General features: G+C 38.5%; 21 protein-coding genes. 2 read left to right on the top strand and 19 right to left on the bottom strand.

The features are described from left to right. Positions 1 to 242 precede the first annotated feature (242 nt). The 13 genes from NSQ59_RS06005 to NSQ59_RS05945 form a co-directional block, all read right to left on the bottom strand. Positions 243 to 410, bottom strand: coding sequence for a hypothetical protein (locus NSQ59_RS06005; RefSeq protein ID WP_200915571.1), 168 nt, complete (start codon positions 408 to 410; stop codon positions 243 to 245). 46 nt (positions 411 to 456) lie between these two features. Beyond that, positions 457 to 1,422 carry an ABC transporter ATP-binding protein gene (locus NSQ59_RS06000; RefSeq protein ID WP_055738607.1) on the bottom strand — a complete coding sequence of 322 codons (966 nt, stop codon included), beginning with the start codon at positions 1,420 to 1,422 and terminating at the stop codon, positions 457 to 459. 30 nt (positions 1,423 to 1,452) lie between these two features. Further along, the gene (locus NSQ59_RS05995) at positions 1,453 to 2,415 is read right to left on the bottom strand and encodes an ABC transporter ATP-binding protein (RefSeq protein ID WP_055738606.1); all 963 of its coding nucleotides are present in this window, start codon (positions 2,413 to 2,415) and stop codon (positions 1,453 to 1,455) included. 142 nt (positions 2,416 to 2,557) lie between these two features. Beyond that, entirely contained in the window at positions 2,558 to 4,264 is a 1,707-nt protein-coding gene (locus tag NSQ59_RS05990; protein ID WP_340830082.1) for a peptide ABC transporter substrate-binding protein, read from the bottom strand. A gap of 26 nt (positions 4,265 to 4,290) precedes the next feature. After that, entirely contained in the window at positions 4,291 to 5,205 is a 915-nt protein-coding gene (opp4C, locus tag NSQ59_RS05985) for an oligopeptide ABC transporter permease (protein WP_055738604.1), read from the bottom strand. A 14-nt stretch (positions 5,206 to 5,219) separates the two neighbouring features. Continuing rightward, on the bottom strand, positions 5,220 to 5,723 hold the full coding sequence (locus NSQ59_RS05980) for an ABC transporter permease (protein ID WP_340830079.1): 504 nt from the start codon (positions 5,721 to 5,723) through the stop codon (positions 5,220 to 5,222). After that, positions 5,720 to 6,175, bottom strand: a complete 456-nt coding sequence (locus NSQ59_RS05975; protein ID WP_340830078.1) for an ABC transporter permease — start codon at positions 6,173 to 6,175, stop codon at positions 5,720 to 5,722. The genes NSQ59_RS05980 and NSQ59_RS05975 overlap by 4 nt, the downstream gene beginning before the upstream one ends. Before the next feature lie 447 nt (positions 6,176 to 6,622). Further along, entirely contained in the window at positions 6,623 to 7,354 is a 732-nt protein-coding gene (locus tag NSQ59_RS05970) for a GntR family transcriptional regulator (RefSeq protein ID WP_055738602.1), read from the bottom strand. Positions 7,355 to 7,504: 150 nt separating this feature from the next. Continuing rightward, positions 7,505 to 9,271, bottom strand: a complete 1,767-nt coding sequence (locus tag NSQ59_RS05965; protein WP_340830074.1) for a glycoside hydrolase family 35 protein — start codon at positions 9,269 to 9,271, stop codon at positions 7,505 to 7,507. A gap of 69 nt (positions 9,272 to 9,340) precedes the next feature. Further along, on the bottom strand, positions 9,341 to 9,508 hold the full coding sequence (locus NSQ59_RS05960; RefSeq protein ID WP_340830072.1) for a DUF6903 family protein: 168 nt from the start codon (positions 9,506 to 9,508) through the stop codon (positions 9,341 to 9,343). A 49-nt stretch (positions 9,509 to 9,557) separates the two neighbouring features. After that, positions 9,558 to 10,439 carry a carbohydrate ABC transporter permease gene (locus NSQ59_RS05955; protein WP_340830070.1) on the bottom strand — a complete coding sequence of 294 codons (882 nt, stop codon included), beginning with the start codon at positions 10,437 to 10,439 and terminating at the stop codon, positions 9,558 to 9,560. 15 nt (positions 10,440 to 10,454) lie between these two features. Then, entirely contained in the window at positions 10,455 to 11,345 is an 891-nt protein-coding gene (locus NSQ59_RS05950; RefSeq protein ID WP_340830068.1) for a carbohydrate ABC transporter permease, read from the bottom strand. A 154-nt stretch (positions 11,346 to 11,499) separates the two neighbouring features. Then, the gene (locus NSQ59_RS05945; RefSeq protein ID WP_340830066.1) at positions 11,500 to 12,834 is read right to left on the bottom strand and encodes a carbohydrate ABC transporter substrate-binding protein; all 1,335 of its coding nucleotides are present in this window, start codon (positions 12,832 to 12,834) and stop codon (positions 11,500 to 11,502) included. A gap of 310 nt (positions 12,835 to 13,144) precedes the next feature. Here NSQ59_RS05945 and NSQ59_RS05940 point away from each other — a divergent pair, with 310 nt between their 5' ends. Further along, a complete protein-coding gene (locus NSQ59_RS05940; protein ID WP_055738597.1) occupies positions 13,145 to 14,008 on the top strand; it encodes an AraC family transcriptional regulator in 864 nt (287 codons plus the stop codon). Positions 14,009 to 14,069: 61 nt separating this feature from the next. Here the strand turns inward: NSQ59_RS05940 and NSQ59_RS05935 are convergent, their stop codons facing one another. From NSQ59_RS05935 to NSQ59_RS05925, 3 genes are all read right to left on the bottom strand, one after another. Then, the gene (locus NSQ59_RS05935; RefSeq protein WP_340830063.1) at positions 14,070 to 17,930 is read right to left on the bottom strand and encodes an endo-alpha-N-acetylgalactosaminidase family protein; all 3,861 of its coding nucleotides are present in this window, start codon (positions 17,928 to 17,930) and stop codon (positions 14,070 to 14,072) included. A 1,059-nt stretch (positions 17,931 to 18,989) separates the two neighbouring features. Beyond that, complete coding sequence (locus NSQ59_RS05930; protein WP_340833142.1) at positions 18,990 to 20,333, bottom strand: L,D-transpeptidase family protein; 1,344 nt, start codon at positions 20,331 to 20,333, stop codon at positions 18,990 to 18,992. 270 nt (positions 20,334 to 20,603) lie between these two features. Next, positions 20,604 to 20,978: a ribosomal maturation YjgA family protein gene (locus tag NSQ59_RS05925; RefSeq protein WP_126648472.1), complete on the bottom strand. Its 375-nt coding sequence runs from the start codon at positions 20,976 to 20,978 to the stop codon at positions 20,604 to 20,606. A 210-nt stretch (positions 20,979 to 21,188) separates the two neighbouring features. Between NSQ59_RS05925 and NSQ59_RS05920 the strand changes: the two genes are divergently transcribed. Then, positions 21,189 to 22,031: an aldo/keto reductase gene (locus NSQ59_RS05920; RefSeq protein ID WP_340830061.1), complete on the top strand. Its 843-nt coding sequence runs from the start codon at positions 21,189 to 21,191 to the stop codon at positions 22,029 to 22,031. 107 nt (positions 22,032 to 22,138) lie between these two features. On the opposite strand, the gene NSQ59_RS05915 is transcribed toward NSQ59_RS05920, so the two are convergent. The 3 genes from NSQ59_RS05915 to NSQ59_RS05905 form a co-directional block, all read right to left on the bottom strand. Beyond that, positions 22,139 to 23,755, bottom strand: a complete 1,617-nt coding sequence (locus NSQ59_RS05915; protein ID WP_340830059.1) for an APC family permease — start codon at positions 23,753 to 23,755, stop codon at positions 22,139 to 22,141. Between the two features lie 322 nt (positions 23,756 to 24,077). Next, entirely contained in the window at positions 24,078 to 24,974 is an 897-nt protein-coding gene (gene dapA, locus NSQ59_RS05910; protein WP_340830057.1) for a 4-hydroxy-tetrahydrodipicolinate synthase, read from the bottom strand. Positions 24,975 to 25,005: 31 nt separating this feature from the next. Then, positions 25,006 to 26,010, bottom strand: a complete 1,005-nt coding sequence (locus NSQ59_RS05905; RefSeq protein ID WP_340830055.1) for a proline racemase family protein — start codon at positions 26,008 to 26,010, stop codon at positions 25,006 to 25,008. Positions 26,011 to 26,013 lie beyond the last annotated feature (3 nt).

The following is a 26,013-nucleotide window of genomic DNA, read 5'->3' as shown; positions in this document are numbered from 1 at the left end:
TTAGGCTATGTAAGTGATTATGGTTGATTTATAGCCTTATGTGCACACGGGAACCGGTAATATTTTTTGGAGGAAAACTGACGTGAACGTATACACATAAGGCGATATTAGCATCAACACTATTATTTAACAGAGCCAAATGTTAAATAAGTAAATTAATGCTTCTTAAGGAATGCTGTCATCGATTGTATACAATCCATTTTCAATAGTTATGAAACCATTAATCTACTTTATATTTAAAATCATGCCATCATATGTAGCTTGGATACCATGCGGATATAACTGATTACGGACGTTCGCGAACGTATATTACGTCCACCCAGTCTTCTTGCTTCTGTACAAGTATTACAAGTACAGTGTGGATTTGGAATACCCTCCGCTGCTGCGGTTCCCAGGAAATGTAATTTCATATCTTTCACATCCATCTGCAAGTTAATATTAACAATAACCTATTAATCAATTATACAAGTGACAGGCAACGAAATGGCTTGGTTCCCTTTCCTTCATAATTGGTTTTTCTTGTGAGCAAATCTTCATAGCAAGAGGGCATCTCGTATGGAATGGGCATCCTTTTGGCGGGTTTGCTGGGCTAGGAACTTCTCCCTGCAGTAAAATCCTTTCTCGTCCACTATTTCTTGTTGGCTCAGGTGCTGCAGAAAGCAACGCTTGTGAATAAGGATGTAATGCATTGTTGAAGAAATCCTTTTTTCCCGCTATTTCCACTAGGTTTCCAAGATACATCACTCCCACACGATCGCTTATATGACGGATAACCGAAAGATTATGTGAAATAAAGATATAAGAAAGCTGTCGCTTCTTTTTCAGCTCCACCATCAAGTTTAAAATTTGCGATTGCACGGAAACATCTAGCGCGGAAACAACCTCATCCGCAACGATTAACTTAGGATTTAAAGCAAGCGATCTTGCTATCCCAATTCTTTGCCTTTGACCTCCAGAAAATTCATGCGGATACTTTTGCCTATCTTCCGGCCGTAATCCTACAGTCTCCAATAATTCATTAACTCTGTGGATTAACTCCTTTCCTTTTGCAATACCATTTACTTCAAGCGGTTCAGCTATAATGCTTTGAATCGCCATTTTCGGATTTAAGGAAGCATATGGATCTTGAAAAACCATCTGTAGATTGGAGCGTATTTCCTTTAATTTTTTTCCTTTTAATTTTGAAATATCGATACCATCGAATTTAATGTTGCCACCCGTTGGTTCCATTACTCTAGCAATCATTCTGCCAGTTGTTGATTTACCGCAGCCGGATTCACCAACAAGTCCCAACGTTTCTCCGATACCGACTTCAAATGATATGCCATCAACCGCTTTTACTTGCCCTACTGCTCTTTTTAGAAGTCCGCCAGAAATGGGGAAATATTTTTTTAAGTCTTTAACCTCTAGTAAACTCGACATACTCATCACCCCTTTAGAAAACAAAATCGATTATATGATATCGCACCTTACATAGTGTCCTGGTTTGATTTCCCGTAATTCCGGCATTTTTTTCTTACAGCTTTCCTGTGCAATCGGGCAACGATCGGCAAATCTGCATCCTTCGGGGAAATTCGCTGCATCAGGTACGGTGCCGGGGATGGAATATAAAGTCTCTACATCTTCGGTAATAGATGGAATGGCACTCATCAATCCATTCGTATATGGATGTAGCGATTCTTGGAAGAGAGTATCCGCATCCGTAGACTCTACAACTTGCCCTGCATACATGACAACAACGTAGTCTGATATTTCTGCTACCACACCTAGATCATGGGTGACTAACATAATAGATGTTCCAAAATCGTCCCGCATTTTTTTCATTAGTTCTAATACTTGCGCTTGGATGGTCACATCAAGGGCGGTTGTGGGCTCATCTGCAATAAGCAGCTTAGGCTGGCAGATCATTGCCATCGCAATCATTACCCTTTGCCGCAATCCGCCTGAAAGTTGATGCGGATATTCATTTACAATTTCACTCGCCCTTGGTACACCGACAAATTTCAACATTTCAATTGCCTTATTCAGCGCTTCCTTTTTCGTCGTATTATTGTGACGAAGATATCCCTCTGTAATCTGATCACCAATTTTAAGTACCGGATTTAGTGCAGTCATGGGCTCTTGAAAGATCATCGAAATGTCGTTACCGCGAATCTCGGTCATTTCTTTAAATGTATACTTTAAAAGGTTCGAGCCATTGAAGGTAATGTTTCCTTCAACAATTTTTCCTTTTGGTTTCGGTACTAATCCCATGATAGACAATGATGTCATACTTTTTCCCGAACCTGATTCCCCTACAATGCATACTATCTGCTTTGGATACACCTTGATGTCAACACCATCAACGGCACGTGTAACAGAATTCTTGCTAAAAAAATAGGTTTTCAGATTCTCAATCTCAAGCAGTGGCTCCATAGCGAATAACCTCCCCATCTTTAACATGAAACATAAGGTATGTGTTGATGGAAACAAAAGTGCATACTAATAACATTATTTCCGTTGTTATTCATATGCACTAATGTATACTAGCCATCTTAATCAAGATCTTTGGCAGTTATTATTCCGAAAGCCACCAATCTTGTGGATTATATAAACTTCCGATATCAATCAAATCATCTTGCGGAATGTGTAATTTTTTGCTTTTCACAGCCACATCATAATATGTCCACAAGAATAACAATGGTACTTGCTCGTTAGTATGTAGCTGCCATTTAATAAGTGATTGTTTGCGGTCATCTGCGTTAAAGGCACTATCACTTGCATACGTGTCTTTAATCAATTTATCGTTTTCTGCATCCTTCCAACGCTCCCAGTTCAGTGCGGCATCACTTGCCCAAAGACCTCTTGGGTCATCTCCACCGCCGCCCCAAGCACCAATCCACATATCGATACTCGGATCATCATTTTGCAGCTTTGCATTCTTTGTCGTACTATCCTGAGGATTAAGCGTCACTTGAATACCAACATTTCCAAAATATTTCTTAATCGATTCTGCTATTGCTTGGCTTGTTTTTGAATCTTGAGTATAAGTGAGTTTCAAATCCGCTGGTTTGTTCGTATTCGGGTCAATCCGCTTTCCATCGGATGACTTTTTCCAACCAGCTTCATCCAATAACTGATTCGCTTTATCTTCATTGTAGTCGTATGAGTTTATACCATCTTTTTCTGATGCATGAGCTCCAATTATTTCAGGCAGCGGACCGTTTAACAACACACCATTTCCTTTATAAATGGAATCCAACATTAATTTTCTTGGCAACGCATACATCAATGCTTGACGAACTTTCTGGTCTTTGAATGGAGGTTTATACAGCTTCATCCCAATATATTCAAACAAATCACCTGGTTTCGCGATTACATCGACATTCTGAATTCGTTTCAAGTTTTGAACGTCGGCAACATTAAATCCTTTCATCATATAGTCTAATTGACCTTTTGCAAATAATCCTGGAGCCACATCGACGTTTACACCCTGGATGACAATTTCTTTAATGTGCGGCTTGCTAATATAGTAATTGTTATTTGCTTCCATAATGACCGTTGTTGGTTTTTGCACTTTTTTCACTTTATATGGTCCTGAAACTACACTTGGCGCCTGAACAAAATCGAGGTTTTGCCAGTCCTTAATAGGTTTGTCTTTTAAAATATGGTAAGGAAGTAAACGTTGTGTCAATATGTTTGTTACAGATACAGCATCCTTCTCGCTTAAATTTAATTTAAACTGCTTGTCAGAAATTTTCTCAAAGCCTTTCGTTTTTTCAAATGATGTTTCTTTTCCTTCTGAAATTTCCTTATAGCCTTTCAAAGTGTTTAAAGCGCTTCCGCCATCTCCGCCAATTTTCAATAGATCAGGTGATACTAGAGAGTTATAAGTAAATAAAACATCATCGGAAGTAACCGGTTCTCCGTCGGACCACTTGGCTTTTTCATTCAACGTAACCGTTATGGACATTTTGTCTGATGACACTTCCCATTTATCTGCCAAACGAGGCATGAGTTCCAGTTTTCCATTTTGATCGGCAAGACCATCGAATAACATCCTCACAAGATTCGCGTTGAATGCATCGTTTGCAAGACCAGGAATCAATGTATCGTTAAATTCCTTTGCACCAAATGCCATTTTCAATGTACCGCCATCTACCGGTTTGCCATCATCTTTCCCACTTGTTCCCCCGGTTTGACCAGCAGACCCCTTTGAACATCCAGATATGATTAACAACAAACTAAGTACAACGGCCATCAACATAAATGCGCTTTTTCTCATTCCATAATCCCCTTTTCCATTTGACATTATTTTTCAAAGCTTGGATCAAATGCATCACGTAAACCATCGCCAATAAAGTTGAAACAAAGGATGGTAATAAAAATCAATCCGGCTGGAGGGACCCATGCCCACGGCTTAAATTGCAAAGTAAAATAATCTAAAGCACTATTTAATGTATTCCCCCAAGACGGAGTATTAGGCGGAACACCAAAGCCGATTAGCGAAAGGGCTGCTTCCATCCCTATCAAGCCTGCCATTAAGAATGTAGCATTTACTACTAGCGGGCCAATTGCATTTGGCAGAAAGTGTTTGAAAATAATACGCCAAACACTGCATCCTGACATTTTAGCGGCTAATACAAATTCCTGTTCACGTAGGTTCAGGAAAAGCCCGCGCACAAATCTTGTTATTCCAGACCAGTCTGTAAAAGCAATAATAAGAATTAATAACCATACAGAGTTGGTCGAGAAAAAGGCACTAAGGATGACGATAAGCAGGAGACTAGGAAAATTAAGCATAATATCCACAATACGCATGATAACTGCGTCTACCCATCCACCGTAATATCCCGCTAATCCGCCGAGAATAATTCCAATGCCCATAATGATAACCATATCGACTATGGCAATCATGAAATCAACTCGTCCACCGTAAATATTTCTTGCAAAATAATCCTGGCCGGTATTATTCGTACCCAGTAAATGCTCCGAAGACGGTGGAAGATCCGATGAAGTAAGATCTTGACTGGTCGGATCCCAGTGAGTGATTAAAGGTGCAATCAAAGTCATGACGAAAATAAGCAACAGAACAATGGCACTAACCACCGCCGCTTTATTGTTCATAAACCTTCTTAAAGCCATTCGAAATGGACTTCTAACTTTTTTAAGCTTGACAGTATAATCAGTCTGAAAATCTTTTTGTTCTTGAATCGCAGCTTTCATTTTTCCACCTCTTTCTACTTGTAACGGATACGCGGATCTACCACCGCATATAAAATATCAGCAATTAAATTTCCGATAAGAATGGCTACGGCATAAATGATCGTAGTTGCCATGATAACGGGGTAATCCCTGTTGTTTACAGCATCAATGGTTAGAAGCCCCATACCTTGGTATTGAAAGAGTCCCTTCAAAATGATGGAACCGCCAACAATTGCCGCTATGTCGTATCCCCATTGTGTAATAGATGGAATCATCGCATTGCGGAAAACATGTTTTGTAAAAACCTTGCTTTCTTTTAACCCTTTTGCATAGGCTGTTCGGGTATAATCAGAACTTTTCACATCAAGCATCGCACCTCTTATGTATCTTGTATGAGCAACAAAACTTAATAAAATGAGTGCAATTGCCGGTAAAAAGGCGTGATACAAATGATCTCCCAACGATCCTGCCGAAGGACCAAATCCAACCGCTCCTTGTGCCGGGAAAAAGCCTAAATTGATGGCAAACACGTAAATCAAAATGATCCCAAAGATAAAGGAAGGGATAGAAAAAAAGATAAAATGGTAGATGTTGTATAGTCGAATTTTGAATAAGGAAACCGACTTTGCAAAATACCAATTGGAATTCCCAACCCTATAGAAATTATCTGGGCCATTAAGGATAAAATCACGGTATTAACAAGAGCGGGTGTTATCATCGACAATACTGGCTCATGTTTCACATAACTATAACCCCAATCACCGGTAAAAAAATTCTTAATCCAAGTAACATACTGCATTATCAAGGGTTGGTCATAACCGGCTGCATGGCGCAATGCTTCTTGTAGTTCATTAATGTTTTTTATCTTTGGATTCAAAATAGAGGAAAAGGCATCTCCAGGTGCAGCATGCATCATTAAAAAGGCAATAACCGTAATGATGAATATCATTGGAATAAGCCCAAAAACCCTTCTTATAACATATACACCCATCCAAACGCTCCTTTCATATCCTGTGACTAGGAATGTAGTTTAATCTAGTACTCTATTATTGCTCACTTTTCCAAACCGACACGCAGATTTATTTTTTTCAGATTTATTGATTGTTAACCATTAAAAGAGTGTAATAGCTTCCCTCCACCTCAATAATAGAAATTTCTCATACATCAGATGCCACTTTCATAACCTAAACATTCCTATGATTCAGAAAATTTGATTCAAAAAAAAATTTGCGCAAATTTAATTCATGAACTCATTATAATCATATTGGGTTGTTGGGTCAACAGGTTGTTGTGAGATGTCATTTTTCCGATTAAAGGGAAATACAACATAATTTATTATTTTACTTATTACACATATGTCGATTGAAGGCCACAAATATATAGAAAAACTCATAGTGTTTTACACTATGAGTAACTTGTGTTAATGCCGATATCTTTTTTATGTTAATTCTGTGTAAAAACGGCAGCGATCACCGCGGACAATAGAATGACAAAATTCAACTGGTAATCCCTTCGCATCATATGCAATGCGTTCCAATAGCAGTGCGGGAAGTCCTTCCCTTGTTTGCAAATATTTACTTTCCTCACCACGAATCAATACAGGTTCAAATGCCTCTTTCGCTCGAGTAACGACAATATTAAATTCCTGTTCAAGCAAATCATAAAGTGAAATAGGTCCAACCTTCTTAAGCATTTCCTTATCGGAAATAATGCTTTTCGGAATATAGGAGGATTCAAGAATATAAGGTTCATCATCCGCACAACGAAGACGTTTCACTTCAATGACATCATTATCATCTGTTAATTGAAGTCCTTCCTTCACTTTTGTAGTCGGTGTAACCTCATTAATAGCAAGAATAATATCCTTAGGGTTCATTCCCTTTTCCTTCAATACTTTACTAAAGCTGTAGAACCCCATTAATGACTGCTGTAATTTCGGTTTCGCCACAAAGGTTCCTTTACCCTGTATACGATAAAGTGACCCTTCTTGAACAAGCTCTTCAATAGCTTTTTTTGCCGTGTTCCTACTCACACTATATTGATCCATCAGCTGATTTTCTGATGGAATTTTATCACCCGGCATCCAGTAACCGCCATCAATGGATTCCTTAAGTCTTTCCTTTAATTGGTGATAAAGCGGTATCACACTGTCATATTGTAAAGGTTTCATCGTGTACTACCTTTCTTTCAATCTTAAAAATTTTCACATAATATAGTAATTATTTTTGATAATATTATATCGTTGTAACATCAACACATCAAGTAATCCATTCCTATATGACCTGTTTGATTTCACTATGGCGAAATATCCGCTTTCATCTTACTTGCTAATTATTGTTTCTTTTTCCAATACTGGTGTATCAGATAAATAGATGCTAGGTTTCATTGTTCCATGAAGTTCAAATAAGATGATTTCATTTACTCCTTTTTTGAGTAATGGTGCTGGGATGTATAATGTTTGCTGCGGACCAATCTCCCAGTATCTTCCTAAGTTAAATCCATTAATATAGGCAACCCCTTTTTTCCAGCCTTCAAAATTTAAGAAAGTATCTGCTGGCTGATCGACCGTGAAGGATCCTTTATAAAATTGCGGAGTATGCACCATTTTTGAAATATCAGTAAAGTCCAATTTTGTCAAATCTTTGAGAGGAAGCGGATAAATAGTCCAATGGAATAAAAATTGTCCATTTAAACGAACTCCCTCTGTAATCCCTTTATAATCTTTTAAAAATGGTCCATAATTGATCCTTCCCATATTCTCTACAAGAATTCCTAGGCGGGCACCATCCTCTGGAATATCCAGAATAATCTCCTGTTGATCCCATCTTGTAATCTCCCCGATATAGCGTCCATTTAAATAGACTAATGCACGGTCATGGGCATCCTGCAGGATTAATTTGTTATCTTTACGAGGACCGCTTATCTTTGTTTCGTAATAAATAAACCCATAATCCTGCCCCATTTCCTCCATCGTTTCCGGACATATTCGTTCTGCTGGTATGGATAAAACGTCCAATGAATCGAATAGTATCGCTGATTTTGTCATCGGAATTTCCCCAAAATCCTTCACAGGTATCGGTTCTGGCAAGGCTATAGGTGGCAGAGGCACATAATTCTCTATTACTTTGCGGACAGCAAAATATTTCTCGGTCGGTACACCATGCTCCGTTAATAATACGTCATAATCATAGCTTGTAATGGTTGGCTCGTATTTTTCTCCGTGATTTGCCCCATTGTAGAAACCAAAGTTCGTTCCGCCATGAAAAACATAGAAATTAACAGAGGCATTCCTTTGCAGCATTTCATCCAATGTTTTAGCTACATCTTCCGCCTCTCTTGTATGGTGTTTTTCACCCCAATGATCAAACCATCCATTCCAAAATTCCATACACATTAAAGGTTGGTTAGGCTGATATTCCTCTAATTTGTCAAATGATTGATTTACTCCTGAGCCGAAATTGACGGTTGCTAATACGCCCGTTGCCATGCCACCTTGTAACATACTGTCAGTTGGGCCATCCGATGTGAACAAAAGAACATCTATCCCTCTTTTTTCCATAGCCTCTTTTAAATATTGCAGGTATTTCTGATCATTTCCGTAGCTTCCATACTCATTTTCAATTTGCATCGCAATAATTGGTCCGTCGTTTGTACATAGATGCGGAACTAAAATAGGCATTAGTACATCATAATAAGCATCTACCTTTTCTAGAAAAAGCGGATCTATGCAACGCAAACGAATATGTTTATCTTTTAGTAACCACGAAGGCAGCCCACCAAATTCCCATTCTGCGCAAATATATGGGCTTGGACGAATGATGACGTATAACCCTACTTTCTTCGCGGTTTTAATAAATCGTTCAATATCCGCGAGTCCTTCGAAGGAAAAACTTCCTTCTACAGGCTCATGTAAATTCCAAGGAATATACGTTTCAACTGTATTAAATCCACACTCCTTTAATTTTATAAGCCGGTCCTCCCAATACTCGGGAACGACTCGAAAATAATGAATCACACCAGAAATAATTCTTGTAGGTTCGCCATTTATCATGAATTGATTACCTTTAACATAAAAATCTATACTCATTGAACACCCTCCATTTTCATTTTCTTATGTTCGGACAAAGGGACTAGTCCCCTTTTCCACCAATTTCCCTTATCCTGCTTTTCTGTTGTAATCATAGAGCAGTGCTAAAAGACCAGCTAAACCGATGAGCATGAAACCTAAATTGAGTTTTCCTACGGTTTTGTTGCCAAAAAATATTAGAGCCAGGCATAAAATAAATGCAATAACTTTTAAGAGAACAAGAAGTTTTGAATTCATAAGAGCTTTCCCTCCACTTGATTTCATCTGCCGCCAAATTCGCTTTCTCCTAATCTTTCAGTCCGCCGAGCGTCATCCCTTGGGTCAGTTTCCTTTGAACCAAAATATACAGAATCAAGGTAGGAAGCATGACAATTACCATTCCCGCATACAATTGGCCATAATTTGCGGCAGATTTTTGCGCTGCCATTAAGTTCATTAACCCAACAGGTAAGGTTTTGTTTGGACCGGGTATCAATGTCAGCGCAATAATATATTCATTCCAATAGGAAAGGAAATTGAATAGAATAATAGCAATGATGCTTGGTCTGGCCATTGGGATCATAATTTTCACCATTGTTTTAAAATATCCAGCTCCATCCACGAATGCTGCTTCTTCATAGGTGGAAGGCAATGTCTGAAAATAACTGGATAATAAATAAATCGTGAAAGGCAGTGATGTTGCAGCATACACAACGGATAAAACTAAGAGATTGTCTAATAAAAACCCATCACCAAACTGTACCCGTAAAAAAGTATCGCCATTTAATAACAGCAGGAAAATAGGAACGACAATATAGTTCACATTGATAAACAACCCTGCCTTAAACAATGATTGGATAAATTTACTTCCTTTAAATGAATATCTCGCTAATACATATGCAGCCGGCAAAGCAACGATCAATAGGATGAGAAGTGCCAATGCTGTAACCATGATGGAATTCAGCATATATGTACCCATGTTTGCCTTTTCAAAAGCATCGATAAAGTTTTGAAAATATAAGCCTTTTGGCATCACCCACGGACTGCCATAGAATTCCGAATTACGTTTGAGCGATGCCAGAAACACCCAAGCAACAGGAACAATGATAGAAATTGCTAATGTTATGAGCGCCACATACATAAACAATCGAAACAAGTTTTCTGTACTCATGCCTTTTTGTTTTTTCATAGATTGAGAACCTCCTTAATACTCCAGCACTTCTCGTTTGGTAACCCGACTAACAATCGCCGATAATGCAAATGAGAATAAGAAGATGACCACTCCTATTGCCATCCCGTAACCGTAAGAAGAATTGGTGTATGCTTGCTTATACATGTAACTCAAAAAGACCTCTGTTGCCCCATCAGGTCCGCCGCCTGTCATGGCCTGAACGAGCAGGAAACTTAGATTAATGGTACTGATGATAAAAAAGGTTAAAGTGGTCCGAATGTTATTCCAAATCAACGGCAAGGTAATACTGAAAAATTGCCGAATCCTTCCAGCCCCTTCCAGAGCGGAGGCCTCATAAAAACTTTCAGGTATACTTGCTATACTTGTCATATACATGACCATATAGTAGCCGATTGCTTGCCAAATAAGCGCTCCACCAATACTGTAAATCGCAATTTGCTGATCCCCAAGCCACATTTTTTGAAGTCCTTTAAATTTAAAAACACCTAGAAAATTATTTAATAACCCTGTTGTAGGGTCATATACCGCTGAAAAAATACCGGCAATTACTACAATGGATAAGATATTTGGAATATAAAAAATAACTCGAAAAAAACTGTTTCCTTTTATTTTTTCTCTCGTTAAAAAAGTCGCGAATAAAATCGACAATGCCATCGTAACAATCGTCACCACAACAATTAGGACAATACTATTTTGGAGAGAGTGAATGAAATTCATATCATTCCATAGCTTCTTAAAGTTTTCGAAACCTACGAATAGTTTGTTATTGGAGAACCCACCCCATTTATATAGAGACATTCTAAATACCTCAATCGTTGGTACTATCATGAATATCGCAAACAGGATAAGTGCGGGTGCAATGCACATAAAAATGAACATTCTTTTTGCTGTCTTTTTATTCAATGCTATCACCTCTATCAGGGCTTTCGTTAATAGTTGTTAATAGATATTCGAATATGCCCCCGAATCTTTACCACTTTGAAAAAACAAAAACAAGGCAAACCTAATGAAATATAACGGTGAGAACGATACTCACCGTTATACTTTTATGAAACGATTAATTTTTTACAGCAGGGCGTAATTGGTCACTGGCTTTTTCAACAGCTTTTTGCCACGCTTTCACGGTTTTGTTTCCAGAAACAATACTGTCGATTGTTCCAAATAAAGTATCACCCATGCTTACCCCTTCCACCGGATCGGTTGCCGCAAAGCCTCCCATTCCGGCTTTTGCACCATTATCATAGATGCTATAGAATATCTTATTATCTCCAGATAGTTTACTAGAAATATCTTTAATTGGTTGGATTGCTCCAGCTTCCGCGAAAATATCCGATGCTTTATCAGAATAGACGAAGGTTAAGAAGTCTTTTGCAGCATCTTTATTTTTTGCTTGAGATGGAATCCACATTTGTTCAAAGAATGTGAAAGCGTATCTGTCGCCGCCATCCTCGATAGCCGGTAAGGCAGTCATCCCCCATTCAAAGTTTTTCGCTCTAGGCGCATCCTTCATTTCCCCTACTACCCATGTACCATTAGGCATAAAGAGTGCTTTATTATCCAATACCAACTGTTGGTTCTTTTTATAGTTTTGATCATTTCCATTTGCAACCGTTGTTGGTGCTGTATATTTTGCTAGTTTTCCAATAAGATCAAAAACCTTTGTAGCTTCAGGAGATTCCCAAATACCATCTTCATATCGCATTGCACGATTATAGAAATCCGGTCCCCCTGCTTCTAATAGCATGGAATACACAAATGCATCAAAGTAACCTGTGGTAGGATAAGTGAATAGAGAAATACCTTCTTTCTTCGCTTTATCTCCTAATGCCCACATTTCGTCCCATGTCTTCGGAACTTCCCAGCCCTTCTCTTCCAATAGTGCTTTGTTATAGAATAATCCTGTTGGGCTATAGAACATTGGTGCTAAATAAGTCTTTTTATCATTGTATGGATTTGTTGCAAGTGTATCCGTAAAGCCAGGAATCAGCTTATCCTTCACTTTCACATCTTCTCCATAAACATTCTTATCGAATACATCTGTTATATCTTCTAATGCTTTATCTTTAATCATTGTTTCTGTAAGTCCTAATTTTCTTCCTGTTGCTAGCAGCACTACATCGGGATAGTTTCCAGCCTTCATTTGTGGGCTAACTACCTCTTCAACGTTTTTATCTACTGTTAGCTCTACCTTCACATTAGGATTTGCTGCCTCATATACATCCGCTATTTTTGTCCACATATCCTTCCCATATGCTGACTCCAGAGCTGCCAAATGCAATACGGTTTTTTTATCCCCATTCGCACCAGCTTTCTGATTGCCGCCATTTTGACAAGCGATTAAGCCAACAGAAAGCAAAGCTATCATTCCTACGATCAAAAGCTTCTTTTTCACCTTTTCATCCCCCTCTTTTCCCTTATATAGCTAGGCTGTTTTCTTACAAATTGTTACTTTTTGTCTTTTGTTATAAAACATAAGCGGACTTGGTTTTGGGCATCTTTTCTTATAAAGTTTCTTTCATCCCAAATAGAGTTGCTACCGACAGTTTTACGGTTTAAGAAAAGAGCCTTTGTTAGAAGTATACGGACGAAAAAACGCTTTCACAACATACATCTTGTCGTGTTTTTTAGGTATCTTGCTTTCCGTTGTGAAAATTCAGTAAAAATACTATACTATTACTAATAGTTTTGAAGGAGGGGATTATTTGTCCAATGTAATCGTTGAAATCCCACAATCCCATCGAGATCATCTTCCGGTAAAAATCCTTTATGTAACAAAGGCAAAATATGATAAGGACTGGCATAGCACCAATCATACCCATCCTTTCACCGAGATCTTATACATAACGAAGGGGAAAGGGACTTTTGTTTTTTCCAACAAAGAGGTACCAGTAACGGAGCATGATTTAATTGTGATCAACCCTAATATTGAACATACGGAAAAATCATCTCCCAAAGACCCGCTTGAGTATATTGCACTAGGCATTCAAGGGATCGCTTTCTTGGATCCAAATAATTCAGGTTCTCAGATTACCTTTTATAATTTCAAGCAGGAGCAACATGTTTACCTTTTTTATCTCCGGCAATTATTAGAGGAAGTACAAAATCAGAAGGAAGACTATGAAATCATCATTCATAATATTTTAGAAATACTGCTTCTTAAAATGATGAGGAAAAGGGAGTTCACCTTAGAAAAAACCTCTGCTCAAAAAATCAATAAAGATATTGCATTTATTAAAAATTATATTAAGTTAAATTTTCGAGAAAATATTAATTTAGATACATTAGCGGAAGCAGGACATATTAATAAATACTATTTGGCTCATTCCTTTAAGAAGCTTGTTGGAGTTTCTCCGATTGAATATTTAATCCAAACGCGGATTCGAGAAAGTAAGATATTACTAGAGACAACAAATTATCCGATTTCAAATATTGCCGCGATAACCGGTTTTTCATCACAATCTTTTTTTGCCCAGTCCTTTAAACGGGTAACTAATTTATCTCCCTCCCAATATAGAAATCTTAAAAGTGCCAAGAATAATAAAACGAAAAGGGCTAAAAGAAAATAGAAAGGGAGAAGCGGATTCGAGCACTTCTCCCTTTTTTACTTCGAAAAAAATCTTCCTTCATTTACTTAGATCCAGGTGTCACCTTTTCAATACGCAGATTATCCAATATAAAGGTACCTGCACCAGTATCACCATTTAAACTTGTGCCATTACTGAAAATACCAATATAGGTTTGACCGTTTTCTGAGCCGGTGACTGTAAACTCAACCCTTTTCGTATCGGTCGCAGCTCCAAGTTTTTCATTCACATTGATTCCTTTAGCACTCGCAATATCTTTCACATCGATTTCCTGGTCTCCAGAGATAAAGCGGTAAGCGCCAGCCGTAGTTTGATAGTCAAATGAAACCTTATACGCAACTCCAGGTTCAAAATGGTAGTTTTGCGGAATGGTGCGATAAAGCAAGCCTTTATTTCCAGTATTCACTTTGACCGACCAATTGCCTCCCAATACATCATCAACCAGCTTCTTCCCTGCCCAGCCTTTTTGCGTATATGGTGCATGCAATTCAGAAAGGTGGATCCTGTTATCTTCTACGCCTTCCGTGTTGCCAATCACAAATGGGTAAATTCCCTGCACCACTGATTCGAAATCTTGTTGAAAAACTTGTGGTGAGACGATATTTTTTAAAGTCTTTTGAACGATACGAATATCATCGAATTTCGTGTTTCCCTCACCAGCTTCACGGGCAAGCGTTAATTGAGCTGTTTTATTCGTTGCAGTAAAGCTGACTTGCATGATTTGCATTTTACTGTTGTATCCATCATTGGAAGCATGCGAATCTGCTTTCACATAGTTCTTTTGCAGACTGCGTAGCGTGTAATTGCTTACCTCATTTTTTCCGTTTGATACTTTGATTTCAGCCTTTGCATCACTATTGTTTTCCACATAAACTTCCGCCACATACTCTTTTCCCGGCTCTAAGTCGGTTAGAGTTCTCGTAACGGAAGTATATTGTGTTGGACTGTCAAAGCTTAAATAGTAATCTCCGCTGCTCACATTACGAGCACTTCCTGTTTGATCGGTTCTCTTTACACTTACAGCTTCCTTATCTCCAGAAACCTTTGTATATTTATCCTTAATCGTACCTGAATTAAATCCGGTATCGTAAACATGTGAATCCTTACTCCAATCATCGATTTGGACACCTTTATCTTTCCCATTCTTCGGTACAACGACATAAGGAGTTGCAGGATCCGCAGTTAAAGTAATTTGATTATTTACGACTTTTACCGATTTCTTTTCGGTTCTTCCTTGATCCGTCAATTTGTAAACAAAGACACTGTGCACATTCTTGTATTCATCCGGAAGTGTCCAAGTAGTGGTGCCGCCATTCAAATTCCAGTGATATAACTTTTGGGAATCCGGTGTTGGCGTTTTAAAGTCCTGTTTCACCCAAGGAATCAGATAAGCATGCCCATCCAATATGACGTTTCCGTTAAGTGTTATAACACGTTCTCTTGAGTTGTCTTTTCTTTTAACGTCTACTACATCACCATTGCTTGGGTCCGCCAACTTAATTTCCTTTTCCAGATTTGTTTTTGATTTGTCGCCTTTTTCCGTAATCCAGTTTGTGACATAATACTTTTGTAAAAATTTAGTTGGTAAATTGGTATCAAATGTTGTTTTGATAAAGTTATCAAAATTCTTATCAGATTGCCATCCTTCAAAACCGGCTAATTCATATCCCCCAAGTAATGGATGATCTGCTGTGCCGCCAAAGTCAGGTGCATTCAACACCCAGGAGTCTTTTTGGTGATTGCTTATAAAACGAAGCACATCCGAGTTGATTCCTTTACTTGTCGGTCCTCCATAGTTTTTATCAACAGCCCAGTGCTGCCATGTGGAGTAATTTGGAACAGCTGTACCAAATTCAGTAGAAACCCTCCATCCTCGGTCCATGAACTGTTCTGCTATTCTATCCGATTCCCATTGATCTTGATACCACACATCTAAATAGACATAATCAAGTCCAGGAACGGCAGCTTTAAGGTCATCTAACCTTTTCGCACGAGTTCCGGAATATAAATCTTTTAATTTATTGATGGTATAGGATTGATCTAACCAGCCCCATCCCAATGAATTTGGCCCATCAATAAAGTCATTGCTGAAGGCTTTTGCTTCTGGATACGTTTCTTGTGCATTAATATGGACGCCAAACTGAGCATCATATTTATGTCCTTCATTAATAAGTGTATTTAAGTCTTTAGCGCCGCCCATTCGTTCTCCGACATCTCCATAATCAGGGTGACCGCTGTCATGTCCTTCATTGGCATATCCCTTTAATAAAACGGATTGCCCAAGACCATCTGTAGCGAGTGCAACTTTTTTCACATTATCTAATGTTTTTAAAAATGGCTGTTGAGCTTGCGAGCCAAAATTCATGGCGATGCGCATTCCGACATTGTTATTAACATCTTCGTATCCTTTAATGGTCTGCATAATATCACGATAAGCAATAGCACCGTCCTGCCAATTAATCTCGTTATCATGATTCAAATCATCGGCAATCGCAATTTTAATGGTTGGCTTACTAGCTTGCGGTTCAGGCATAAAGCCTCTTTGATAATAAAGCAGGCTAGACCCGATTCCCATTGCTTTAGCACCGTTTTCCGTTTCATAGCGCTTTGCAACTAAGTTACGATATCCGTTCACTTCCGAACTGGACCATACCCCTGCACTTAATTCATTCGTAGATAAAAATGCCGTGTAATACGTATTGGAAGTACCAATGCCACTCATCGAAGAGTCAACTGCCACATCGACATCGCCGGATTTCGTGACATCACTGCTTAGGTTCGTTAATTTCGCGTTCGCATCTTTTTGATTGGAGTTGACCGAGATGAAGTTCATATCTGGAAACTCTACTGTTTCGATCTTTGCACTGCCATTATTTTTAATGTCATCGAATTGATAGATTACTTTATTGTTATCTACCTTCAATGAAACTTTAAAAATAGCATCGAGATTTTCTTCTTCGTCTACTACTTTTAACGTATATAAAGCTTCACTGCTGCTAATTTTTTTATAGGCTACCTCTGGATAATACAGATTTCCATTTACTTTTAACCCATAGACAGGTGTTTCTTGTCCATTCATCATCTTGTTGCCAACCTTGTATTCCACCACTCGAGGAAAAACTTGATCAATGATGACATCCATATACTTTGAACTTAATGTATCTTCTATAGGTGCAGTATTTGGAGGTGTTTGTGGAACAATTTCTTTTATCTTAATGTTGGAAATAGTAATATTTGCTGCACCTCTACTTTTTTCAAATCCTAGTAGGCCGGGCTGATCTACTCCCCCGGTCAAATCCCATGAATTTACCTTTTTATCATCAATATATAAGGTTGCTACATTATCAATAAATTTCAATTTCATATGATACGTTTGATTTGCTTTTAATGGAACATCTGTTGTCATCGATGTCCATGTATTGGCAGGGCCAAAGATTTCTCCAAAGTATTGATTATTCGCATCTCCTGTTCCCACATAAGTGTAGGCGGAAGCGTCTTGAACCCGGTAAAGGATACCAAAGCGATTCATGGCGTCCCTATCAGGAGTGATGTCAGCCTCAAAAATTCCATTCTTGATTTTATCCATTTTATTATACACAATTCGATTCTTTTGAGTGGAAGTAACCCCAAAAGTAACGGAACCATCTGGGTTATACGTAAGTTTTCCATCCCCTGATAGAATGTTAAAGTCGCCTTCTTGAAGGTTATTGTCCATAATATTAACTGGATCCTTGATTGCGGAATTTTGTTCCACTTCATTTCCCTTAAAAGCATTGGTTACATTTGCTGCTTTTTCTTCCGCCGATGCACGTAGAGCTGGAGTAAAATTCATCATAAAAGTTGCCAAAATTACTACTACAGCAAGCGTAATACTAAAAGACTTTTTGAAATATCGACTGCCCAAAAATGATCCCCTCCTAAATATAGCTGTTAAATAAAAAAGGATACTTTCTATTGGGTTATGGACGTCTTTCCTTCCCCCCCTTTTTAGATTCTGGTGCAACTAAAAGCAGTAAGGTAAAAGAGAAATCTTTTTCCTTACGTGATCCACATTCATTGTTAGAACATTGCCGCCCCCAACAGCAGGCACCTCTTTTACTTATCTTTAGGCTACTTTTATGGAGGCGCTTCCACAATCATAATATTGTTCTGTTTTTTATGAATATTGCTTTTCACAAAAAATAGGGAGAAAGAGTCAGGGCTTTTGTCCTTAGTAAATTGAGGCGTTGGAATGAATTGAGGGGACATTTAAAAAGATAGAGAACTTACGCTTTTCCATCAGAACATATTATATGGACTTCGGGATTTGATGTTGTTTTCCTTTTGTCTTTCTTTACCTTTTTGAAAGACATCTACTCTTGTTGGGGGGCTTCATCGCTTTTATGAAGGTCATCTCCTCTTGTTGCTCATCATATTTTGGCCTTCATCGCTCTTATGAAGGTCATCTGCTCTTGTTACCGAGCACATTTTGGCCTTCATCGCTTTTATGAAGGTCATCTGCTCTTGTTACCGAGCACATTTTGGCCTTCATCGCTCTTATGAAGGTCATCTCCTCTTGTTACCAAGCACATTTTGGCCTTCATCGCTCTTATGAAGGTCATCTCCTCTTGTTACCAAGCACATTTTGGCCTTCATCGCTCTTATGAAGGTCATCTCCTCTTGTTACCGAGCACATTTTGGCCTTCATCGCTTTTATGAAGGTCATCTGTTCTTGTTACCGAGCACATTTTGACCTTCATCACTTTTATGAAGGTCATCTCCTCTTGTTGCTCATCACATTTTGGTCTTCATCGCTCTTATGAAAGACATCTTCGCTTGTTGCTCATCACATTTTGGCCTTCATCGCTCTTATGAAGGACTTCTCCTCTTGCTACCGAGCTCATTTTGTCCCTCATAATTTTTTTTAACGTAAAAAACACACATGTATAAAAACATGTGTGTTGAGCTTAAAATAGCAATCAGCTTAATAAATAATAACTGGCTCGTTTTGTTCAAGATTGTCATAGACCGTTTTCATGACGCTTGGCGGTGTGTTGACGCAACCGCCTGATCCATAATGAAGGTATGCATCACTAGCCCAATTTGTCCGCCAGTACGCATCGTGGAATCCGCAGCCGCTATTGGTAAAAGGTGCCCAATAGTTGACTTTAATAGAATAATTCGGATTACCTACTTCACTTCCCCTCAGTATGGATGGAGATTTTTTATACATAATATACCATACACCTTTTGGCGTATCTTCATTGGTATCATGTCTACCAGTGACAACGTGGGTAGTGACCTTAAGTTTCCCATCTTTATAAATCCAAATACGTTGATCTTTTATCGAAACTTCAGCATAGGTGTTGCCTATCCCATTGTTTGCTGTGGTATGATAGCCTACGCCATATGTGTTCCAACCAATTCCATAAACATTATATGCAAGAATCGACTTTTTCCCTTTTTCAAGTGCAGCTTGAATGCGTTTCGATTCTTCGACAACATTGATGGACCATCCATAGGATTCCCCTTTTACCGATATCACTTTCCCTGAATGAGTTTTAAAAGTGTAATTTTTATGTAGAGTTGATTGAGTACGATTAATTTCAGCTATTTTGTTTTGAATATCACTTGGATCGATCGTAACCTTCAAATCCTTTGATATCGTTGCATTTTTAATTACATCTTGACCATTAAAGGAATATATTTTGTTCTGAACCTTATAGTCGACGTTTCGCTGCATGAGTTCCTGCAGCTTTTTCTTTTGCTCTTTTACAATCGCACTGTCCGCTTTGATAGGCTGCAAATATGCGACTTTTAAATGGATTACACTACTATATTCATGCTTACTGTAGTCCTTTAATAATGTTGCAACGTCATACTGATTACCAGCTTCGCTTTTGGAGACAATAATTTTCCCTTGCTTCAATTGGACTTGAGCGTCTTTCGGTGCTTTTAAGCTTTTATTCATCGAAACAAGCTTTTCTTCTACCGTCTTTTTCATCGTTTGGTTGCGGTATTGATCCAAATTTGCTGGTAACAGCGAATAATTTTTTACCCGTGACGAAGGAAAAAAAGTTCGCTGCATCTTTAATATTTTTTTGAGTTCCGGCAAATTTTTATCTGTAAAACCAGTCTTCGTGTTTTTTCCATTAAAAATAAGCTTATTACCAACATAGACATCATTTTTCATGACAGTTGTTTTCAATTTTTTTATTGCTTTTTCAGCTGTCAATCCACCAACTTTTGTATTATTAATCGTGATGTTTGCATTGAAGTGCGTTGACTGATAATAGTAAATGCCACCTAATGCGACAATGATCACCATCACAATAATACTAATAATAATAGGTAATTTCCGCACAGCTCTTCACCTCTCACATAATTGAAATCATTGTTTAATAGATTAAAAGCCAGTAGAGCAAAGCATTTCTGACCTGGGCGAAGGGATACTTAAACAAGTTATCATATGAATCTTATGTTTAACTTAATCTCTCCTCCACTATACCAAAATCATTGAATTTTATCCAACAATTGGTAACTACCTTTACAAGGGTAAAAAGCTGTACAAAATTTCATATAACGTATTTAAACCTTATCATCTATACATCTGTGCCATTTTGTCCAGCAACACGGCAATCAAAATTCCTGCCGAATACCGAATTAAATCCATTATTAGAAACCCTTTGCCTAAAATTAATGCTCCGAGTACGGTATTACGGATTTGATTAATCCAGTCTGCCTGGTATAGCTGGCTAAACTCGATTCCGAAACTAAAAAAAATACTGAGACAAAATGCTAGGAACAAGCTCTTCCGCACAAGTAAGAAACGGAAGCCGAAATAGACCATCATTGCCCATAGCGCGTCCCCTGCGTTACGTGCAACAAATAACGGAAGAAGATAACTGAATTTCCTAGAGGCAAGACCCAATACAATGGTGATGCCGACAGCTACTAAATACACTATTCGCATATTACGGTATTGTAAGCTTGATTTGCTTTTTAATATTTTGTTAGAGATCAAACGGATCACTCTTTTTCTTAGATTTATTCAATAACCTACATTATAAAGAAATGACTTGGATTTGAGGAGAAAGAACCTTTTTTCCTATATAAAACTGAATTTATGAATTATCTCAAAATATATGCTACTCTTAAAATATCTTAGAAAGGAGTGATTTTCATGGGTATAGAAATTCCGGAAATAACGCTTCATGACGGATTGAGAATACCGGCTATTGGTTTTGGTACATATAGTCTAAAGGGAAATGAAGGTGCCAACGCGATAAAAAGCGCCATTGATTTAGGTTATAGACTCATTGATACTGCTTATAATTATGAAAATGAAGGAGCCGTCGGAGAAGCCATTAGAAGGAGTACGGTTCCAAGAAAAGATTTACTCATTACGTCAAAATTGCCCGGTCGCTACCATACATATGACAAAGCGGTCGTGACTATTCAAGAATCATTATATCGCGCGAATCTTGATTATTATGATCTATATCTGATTCACTGGCCAAATCCCCAACAGGATCACTATGTAGAAGCTTGGCAAGCTTTAATCGACGCAAAAAAATGGGGGTTAATCCGTTCAATCGGGGTTTGCAACTTTTTACCGGAACATTTGGAACGGTTAAAAAAGGAAACTGGTGTTTTGCCAAGTAATAATCAGATAGAATTACACCCATTTTTTAACCAGGAAGAGCAAAGAAAATGGCATGAAGAGAATGATATTGCGACAGAGTCTTGGAGTCCATTAGCCCGTGCAAATGAAGTCTTAAAAAACGACACTCTGCAAAAAATTGCGGAGCAACACAACAAATCAATCTCACAAATTATTTTACGCTGGCATTACCAGCTCGGTGCCATTGCCATTCCGAAATCAGCATCTCCTGTTCGTCAGCTTGAAAATATTTCAATATTTGATTTTGCCTTAGATGCAGCAGAAATAGCGGAGATTTCAGGAATAACACGCCCTGATGGAAGAATGAGGGATCAGGATCCAGCCACTTATGAGGAATTTTAATTGGATATCAGGGACAGGTCCCTTGACCCATTAAAAAACTGTGCCCCCTTTCCCTGCATGGAAAGGGGTGGACATACTAAAATGACAAAATGTTTCTCACAACTCGTTTAGCCAGCATTTTTTGTGGAATGCAGTTCCTCAGATATATCTACAGCATCATCATCGAATACCGCTTTTGGAAGACCTGTTCGACTTCCCCAGTAATATGTAATGATAGAAATTACGACTACTATAAGCAGATCCCAAGGATGTTTTATAGCTTCCGTGCCTCCGAAAAGTCCAAAATAGGAAATAACAATGATGGATGCATAGTAAAAGACCAGCCACATGGATGATTTGACTTGTTGTTTGAAGCTAACAGTCTTAGTAGGTACCCATTTTTTAAAGAATAAATAGATAATGAACATAACAATTTGTGAACCAAGGAGCCAGGAAATCGTTTTCCAACCGGACCAGTACACGATTAAGGTTGCAATAATAAATGAAAGAGGACCGAGAATAACCATACCCTTTAAATAAAATGGACGTGGTAAATCAGGTGCATTACGACGGAAAGATGCAGCCGCAATAGGAGCGATCGCATAGCTTAAGACGAGAGCTGCTGAAACAACACTGATTAAGGCCTCCCAAGACGGAAATGGCAATGTCCAGAAGACGGACAAAATAAAGGATAACCAAACTGCTGGACGCGGAATTCCTGATTTTTCATCAACTTTAGTAAAAATTTTAAACAAAGTTCCACTGCGAGCCCATCCGTATACTACACGAGGGGTAGTAGACATATAAATGTTTCCTGTCCCGCTGGGAGAAATAATGGCATCTGATACAATAAAGTACACGAGCCATCCAAGTCCTAATACAGCTGCTATATCCTTGAATGGAAGACTAAATTCCTTCCCAACTCCTGACCAGCCGCCTGTTAGCATATTTGTAGGAATACTTCCTAAAAAGGCTACCTGCAACAGTACATAGACGATTGTCGAGAAGACGATTGTCGAGAGAACTACAGACAATATCAAAGCGATTGGAATGGTTCGCTGTGGATTTTTTGCTTCACTTGCAACCGAAACAATAGGGGTTAATCCTAAATAAGCAAAAATTACTCCTCCAGTAGAGATGGCAGATTCGATACCAAAGAAACCTGATGGTGCAAATCCATGAATGGTGAAGTTCGCTGATTTCAATTGTGTTAACAAAACAACAATGGTTAGCGCTGGAACGAAAAATTTAAAGACAGTTACAATTGTATTGGACTTTGCAAAGGTTTTTACACTCCAATAATTAAGAAGAAAGAAAATACATAATAACGCAAATTGTACAATCCAACCGGACATCGTTGGTAAGCTTGATCCCGTTTTTGTTAAACTTGGCCACCAGGCTGCAGCATATTGTCGTGCCGCCTCTACTTCAATCGCTATAAGACTTGAATAAGCAATCAAAGTAATAAACCCGATAAGATACCCCATAAGCGGACCGTGGGAATAGACAGGATAACGAACAACGCCACCAGCTCTAGGTATGGCAGCGCCAAGCTCACAATAAACTAGTCCCAATAATAGAATGGCTATTCCACCGATAACCCATGAAAGGATTCCCGAAGGTCCCGCAAGTGCTCCGACATGACTGGCGGAAAAAAGCCACCCTGAACCAAAGATCGCTCCAAACCCTATAAAAGTAAGATCTGACAGAGAAAGCTGTCGTTTAAATTTTCCTTGTGTTGACATGTTTATCGCCCCTTTAATAATGAAATGGATTGGTGATTATAAATGGCAATCAGTGGAAGATCCTTTCTATCCCCCACCATATAGTCAAACTCTAGCTTATTAAAGACAGTTATCCCGTATACTCTTCATAATATTTCAAAGTCTTGTCCATTGCAGGTGTAGCAACAAAAGCGTAAAGCCCTTGTTCATGCTATGACAAAAAATGATGCAATAAAGTGGAAGTTTAACTTTAACTTCCACTTTGGACGTCATTTGACCTAAAGCCGACAAAAATCTTCTGTCAAAAGAGAAGAAGCTTCGACACCTTCTCTATAAAATGGCTTTATTTTTGTATGACGAATAAACTTTCTAATATACCTTGTAGTTTTGCATCTTCTTCAGGTGTTAATGGCAAACGTGGTTTGCGTGAAGGTCCTCCAGCTAAGCCTTTCAAATCCATTACGCGTTTAATGATTTGCACGTACTTTCCGGACTCTTCGATAAAACGGCAAAGAGGCAGAATTTTATCGTACAACTCCCAGGCTTTCTCTAGTTCATTGTTTTCAGCTGCTTCAAAAAGATTAGTAACTAGTTTTGGTGCTGCATTTCCAGCTACTGATATCCATCCTGTCGCACCAACTAAGAAGGATTCTAATACTAAATCATCGGAGCCGCAGAATGTTTTGATGAAGCCCTTTCCTTGTCTGGAAATATCCCGGACTTTACGGATGTCACCGCTAGATTCTTTCACATGAGTGATATTATGAATGTCACGGCCAACGCGGAGAATTGTTTCTGTACTAATGTCCACACCCGATGTAAATGGGTTGTTATAAATCATAATGGGAAAATTAACTGCCCCTGCTACTGCTTTGAAATGTTCATAGATTTCTTCTTCCTTTGGGTGAGCATAATAAGAATTTATTAATAGGGCACCGCTTGCTCCTGCAGCTTCGGCTTGCTGTGTATATTCGATGGCTTCTTTCGTCGTTTCTGCAGCTGTGCCTACAAGCAGCGGAATACGACCTTTGATTTGAGCAACGGCCGTTTCAACAACTTTAAAACGTTCTGATTTTGATAAGCTCACAAATTCACCTGTGCTTCCATTAATAACAAGCCCAGCGACACCTTCACTGATGAAATGCTCAATATTCCTTTTTAAACCTTCCCAATCGATTTCCTCCTGACTATTCATTGGGGTAATAATGACAGGATAAGCTCCTTTAAATTCCTTAAACATGTTGATCTTCCTCCTTATTTTTAATGGTTATTTATTTTAAAAGAAACCCGTCGGCAAGCGGATCACTCGGGTCTACAAAAAACTGATGAAGCCCCGTAACGAAAGCCCTTCCATTAATTTCTGTAATAATAGCTTGATAGTCTTTTATCATTGTTTTTCCTACACATTTACCACTTAATTGACTTCCAACAATGCTTTCATTTACAAATAAATCATTTTCTGCTATTCTTCCATTTTCATAAAGACTGGCTAAAAGGGCAGATGTTCCTGTCCCGCACGGAGAACGATCAATTTGCTGGTCGGCAAATACAGTTACACTTCGTAAATCTGAATTTGGGCGATGAGCTTTATCTGTAAAAATCACACCGTATATGCCTGAAATACCGTCTTCTAGTGGATGCTGTACCATAAGCTTGTCTTCAATGGCCTCTTTAATCTGTTTTGCTGTCTTTTGAATCATTGGCAATTGTTCAATATTTAATGAGAGGGAAAAATCACTAGCTGTGACAATCGCATAGAATGCTCCTCCGTATGCGACGTCAATTTGACCTTCTCTATTCCCAACAGTAAGGACTAAATTTTTTTTATATACAAAAGAAGGTACATTCAAAAATGCTACTGACTGAACCTCATTATTTTCAAAATAGACCTTTGCTGTAATTAAGCCGGCAGGAGAATCTATCAAAATAGTCTCTTTTTCCGGTGATATGTGAAGTCTCCCTGTTTCAACTAAAGCCGTAACCACCGCTATAATTCCATGTCCACACATCGTACTTAAACCCTCATTATGCATAAAAAGAACACCAAACTCAGCTTTCTCACTAACGGGTGGTGTAACAATACACCCATACATTCCATGATGTCCCCGTGGTTCATACATAAGGATCTGCCTGATATGATCAAGATTTTCCGTAAAATATTGTCTCTTTTCTAACATGGTATTTCCTTTAATATCGGGAACCCCACTGATTATTATCCTTAACGGTTCTCCTGCAGTATGGGTATCGATCGTTGAAAAGTGTTGATGAAACTCCATCTT

This window comes from Margalitia sp. FSL K6-0131 (assembly GCF_038008735.1).
Lineage (GTDB): Bacteria > Bacillota > Bacilli > Bacillales > Bacillaceae_C > Margalitia > Margalitia shackletonii.
The sequence above is the reverse complement of the archived record's forward strand: the minus strand, read 5'-3'. Positions and strand labels throughout refer to the sequence as shown.

What these genes read in the sequence shown, in the direction of transcription:
- NSQ59_RS05965 (WP_340830074.1), bottom strand. Translation starts at nt 9,271, where the DNA reads ATGAGTATAGATTTTTATGTTAAAGGTAATCAATTCATGATAAATGGC.
- NSQ59_RS06000 (WP_055738607.1), bottom strand. Translation starts at nt 1,422, where the DNA reads ATGTCGAGTTTACTAGAGGTTAAAGACTTAAAAAAATATTTCCCCATT.
- NSQ59_RS05995 (WP_055738606.1), bottom strand. Translation starts at nt 2,415, where the DNA reads ATGGAGCCACTGCTTGAGATTGAGAATCTGAAAACCTATTTTTTTAGC.
- NSQ59_RS05960 (WP_340830072.1), bottom strand. Translation starts at nt 9,508, where the DNA reads ATGAATTCAAAACTTCTTGTTCTCTTAAAAGTTATTGCATTTATTTTA.
- dapA (WP_340830057.1), bottom strand. Translation starts at nt 24,974, where the DNA reads ATGTTTAAGGAATTTAAAGGAGCTTATCCTGTCATTATTACCCCAATG.
- NSQ59_RS05905 (WP_340830055.1), bottom strand. Translation starts at nt 26,010, where the DNA reads ATGGAGTTTCATCAACACTTTTCAACGATCGATACCCATACTGCAGGA.
- opp4C (WP_055738604.1), bottom strand. Translation starts at nt 5,205, where the DNA reads ATGAAAGCTGCGATTCAAGAACAAAAAGATTTTCAGACTGATTATACT.
- NSQ59_RS06005 (WP_200915571.1), bottom strand. Translation starts at nt 410, where the DNA reads ATGAAATTACATTTCCTGGGAACCGCAGCAGCGGAGGGTATTCCAAAT.
- NSQ59_RS05970 (WP_055738602.1), bottom strand. Translation starts at nt 7,354, where the DNA reads ATGAAACCTTTACAATATGACAGTGTGATACCGCTTTATCACCAATTA.
- NSQ59_RS05915 (WP_340830059.1), bottom strand. Translation starts at nt 23,755, where the DNA reads ATGTCAACACAAGGAAAATTTAAACGACAGCTTTCTCTGTCAGATCTT.
- NSQ59_RS05975 (WP_340830078.1), bottom strand. Translation starts at nt 6,175, where the DNA reads ATGGGTGTATATGTTATAAGAAGGGTTTTTGGGCTTATTCCAATGATA.
- NSQ59_RS05925 (WP_126648472.1), bottom strand. Translation starts at nt 20,978, where the DNA reads ATGCGAATAGTGTATTTAGTAGCTGTCGGCATCACCATTGTATTGGGT.
- NSQ59_RS05990 (WP_340830082.1), bottom strand. Translation starts at nt 4,264, where the DNA reads ATGAGAAAAAGCGCATTTATGTTGATGGCCGTTGTACTTAGTTTGTTG.
- NSQ59_RS05930 (WP_340833142.1), bottom strand. Translation starts at nt 20,333, where the DNA reads ATGGTGATCATTGTCGCATTAGGTGGCATTTACTATTATCAGTCAACG.
- NSQ59_RS05920 (WP_340830061.1), top strand. Translation starts at nt 21,189, where the DNA reads ATGGGTATAGAAATTCCGGAAATAACGCTTCATGACGGATTGAGAATA.
- NSQ59_RS05955 (WP_340830070.1), bottom strand. Translation starts at nt 10,439, where the DNA reads ATGAAAAAACAAAAAGGCATGAGTACAGAAAACTTGTTTCGATTGTTT.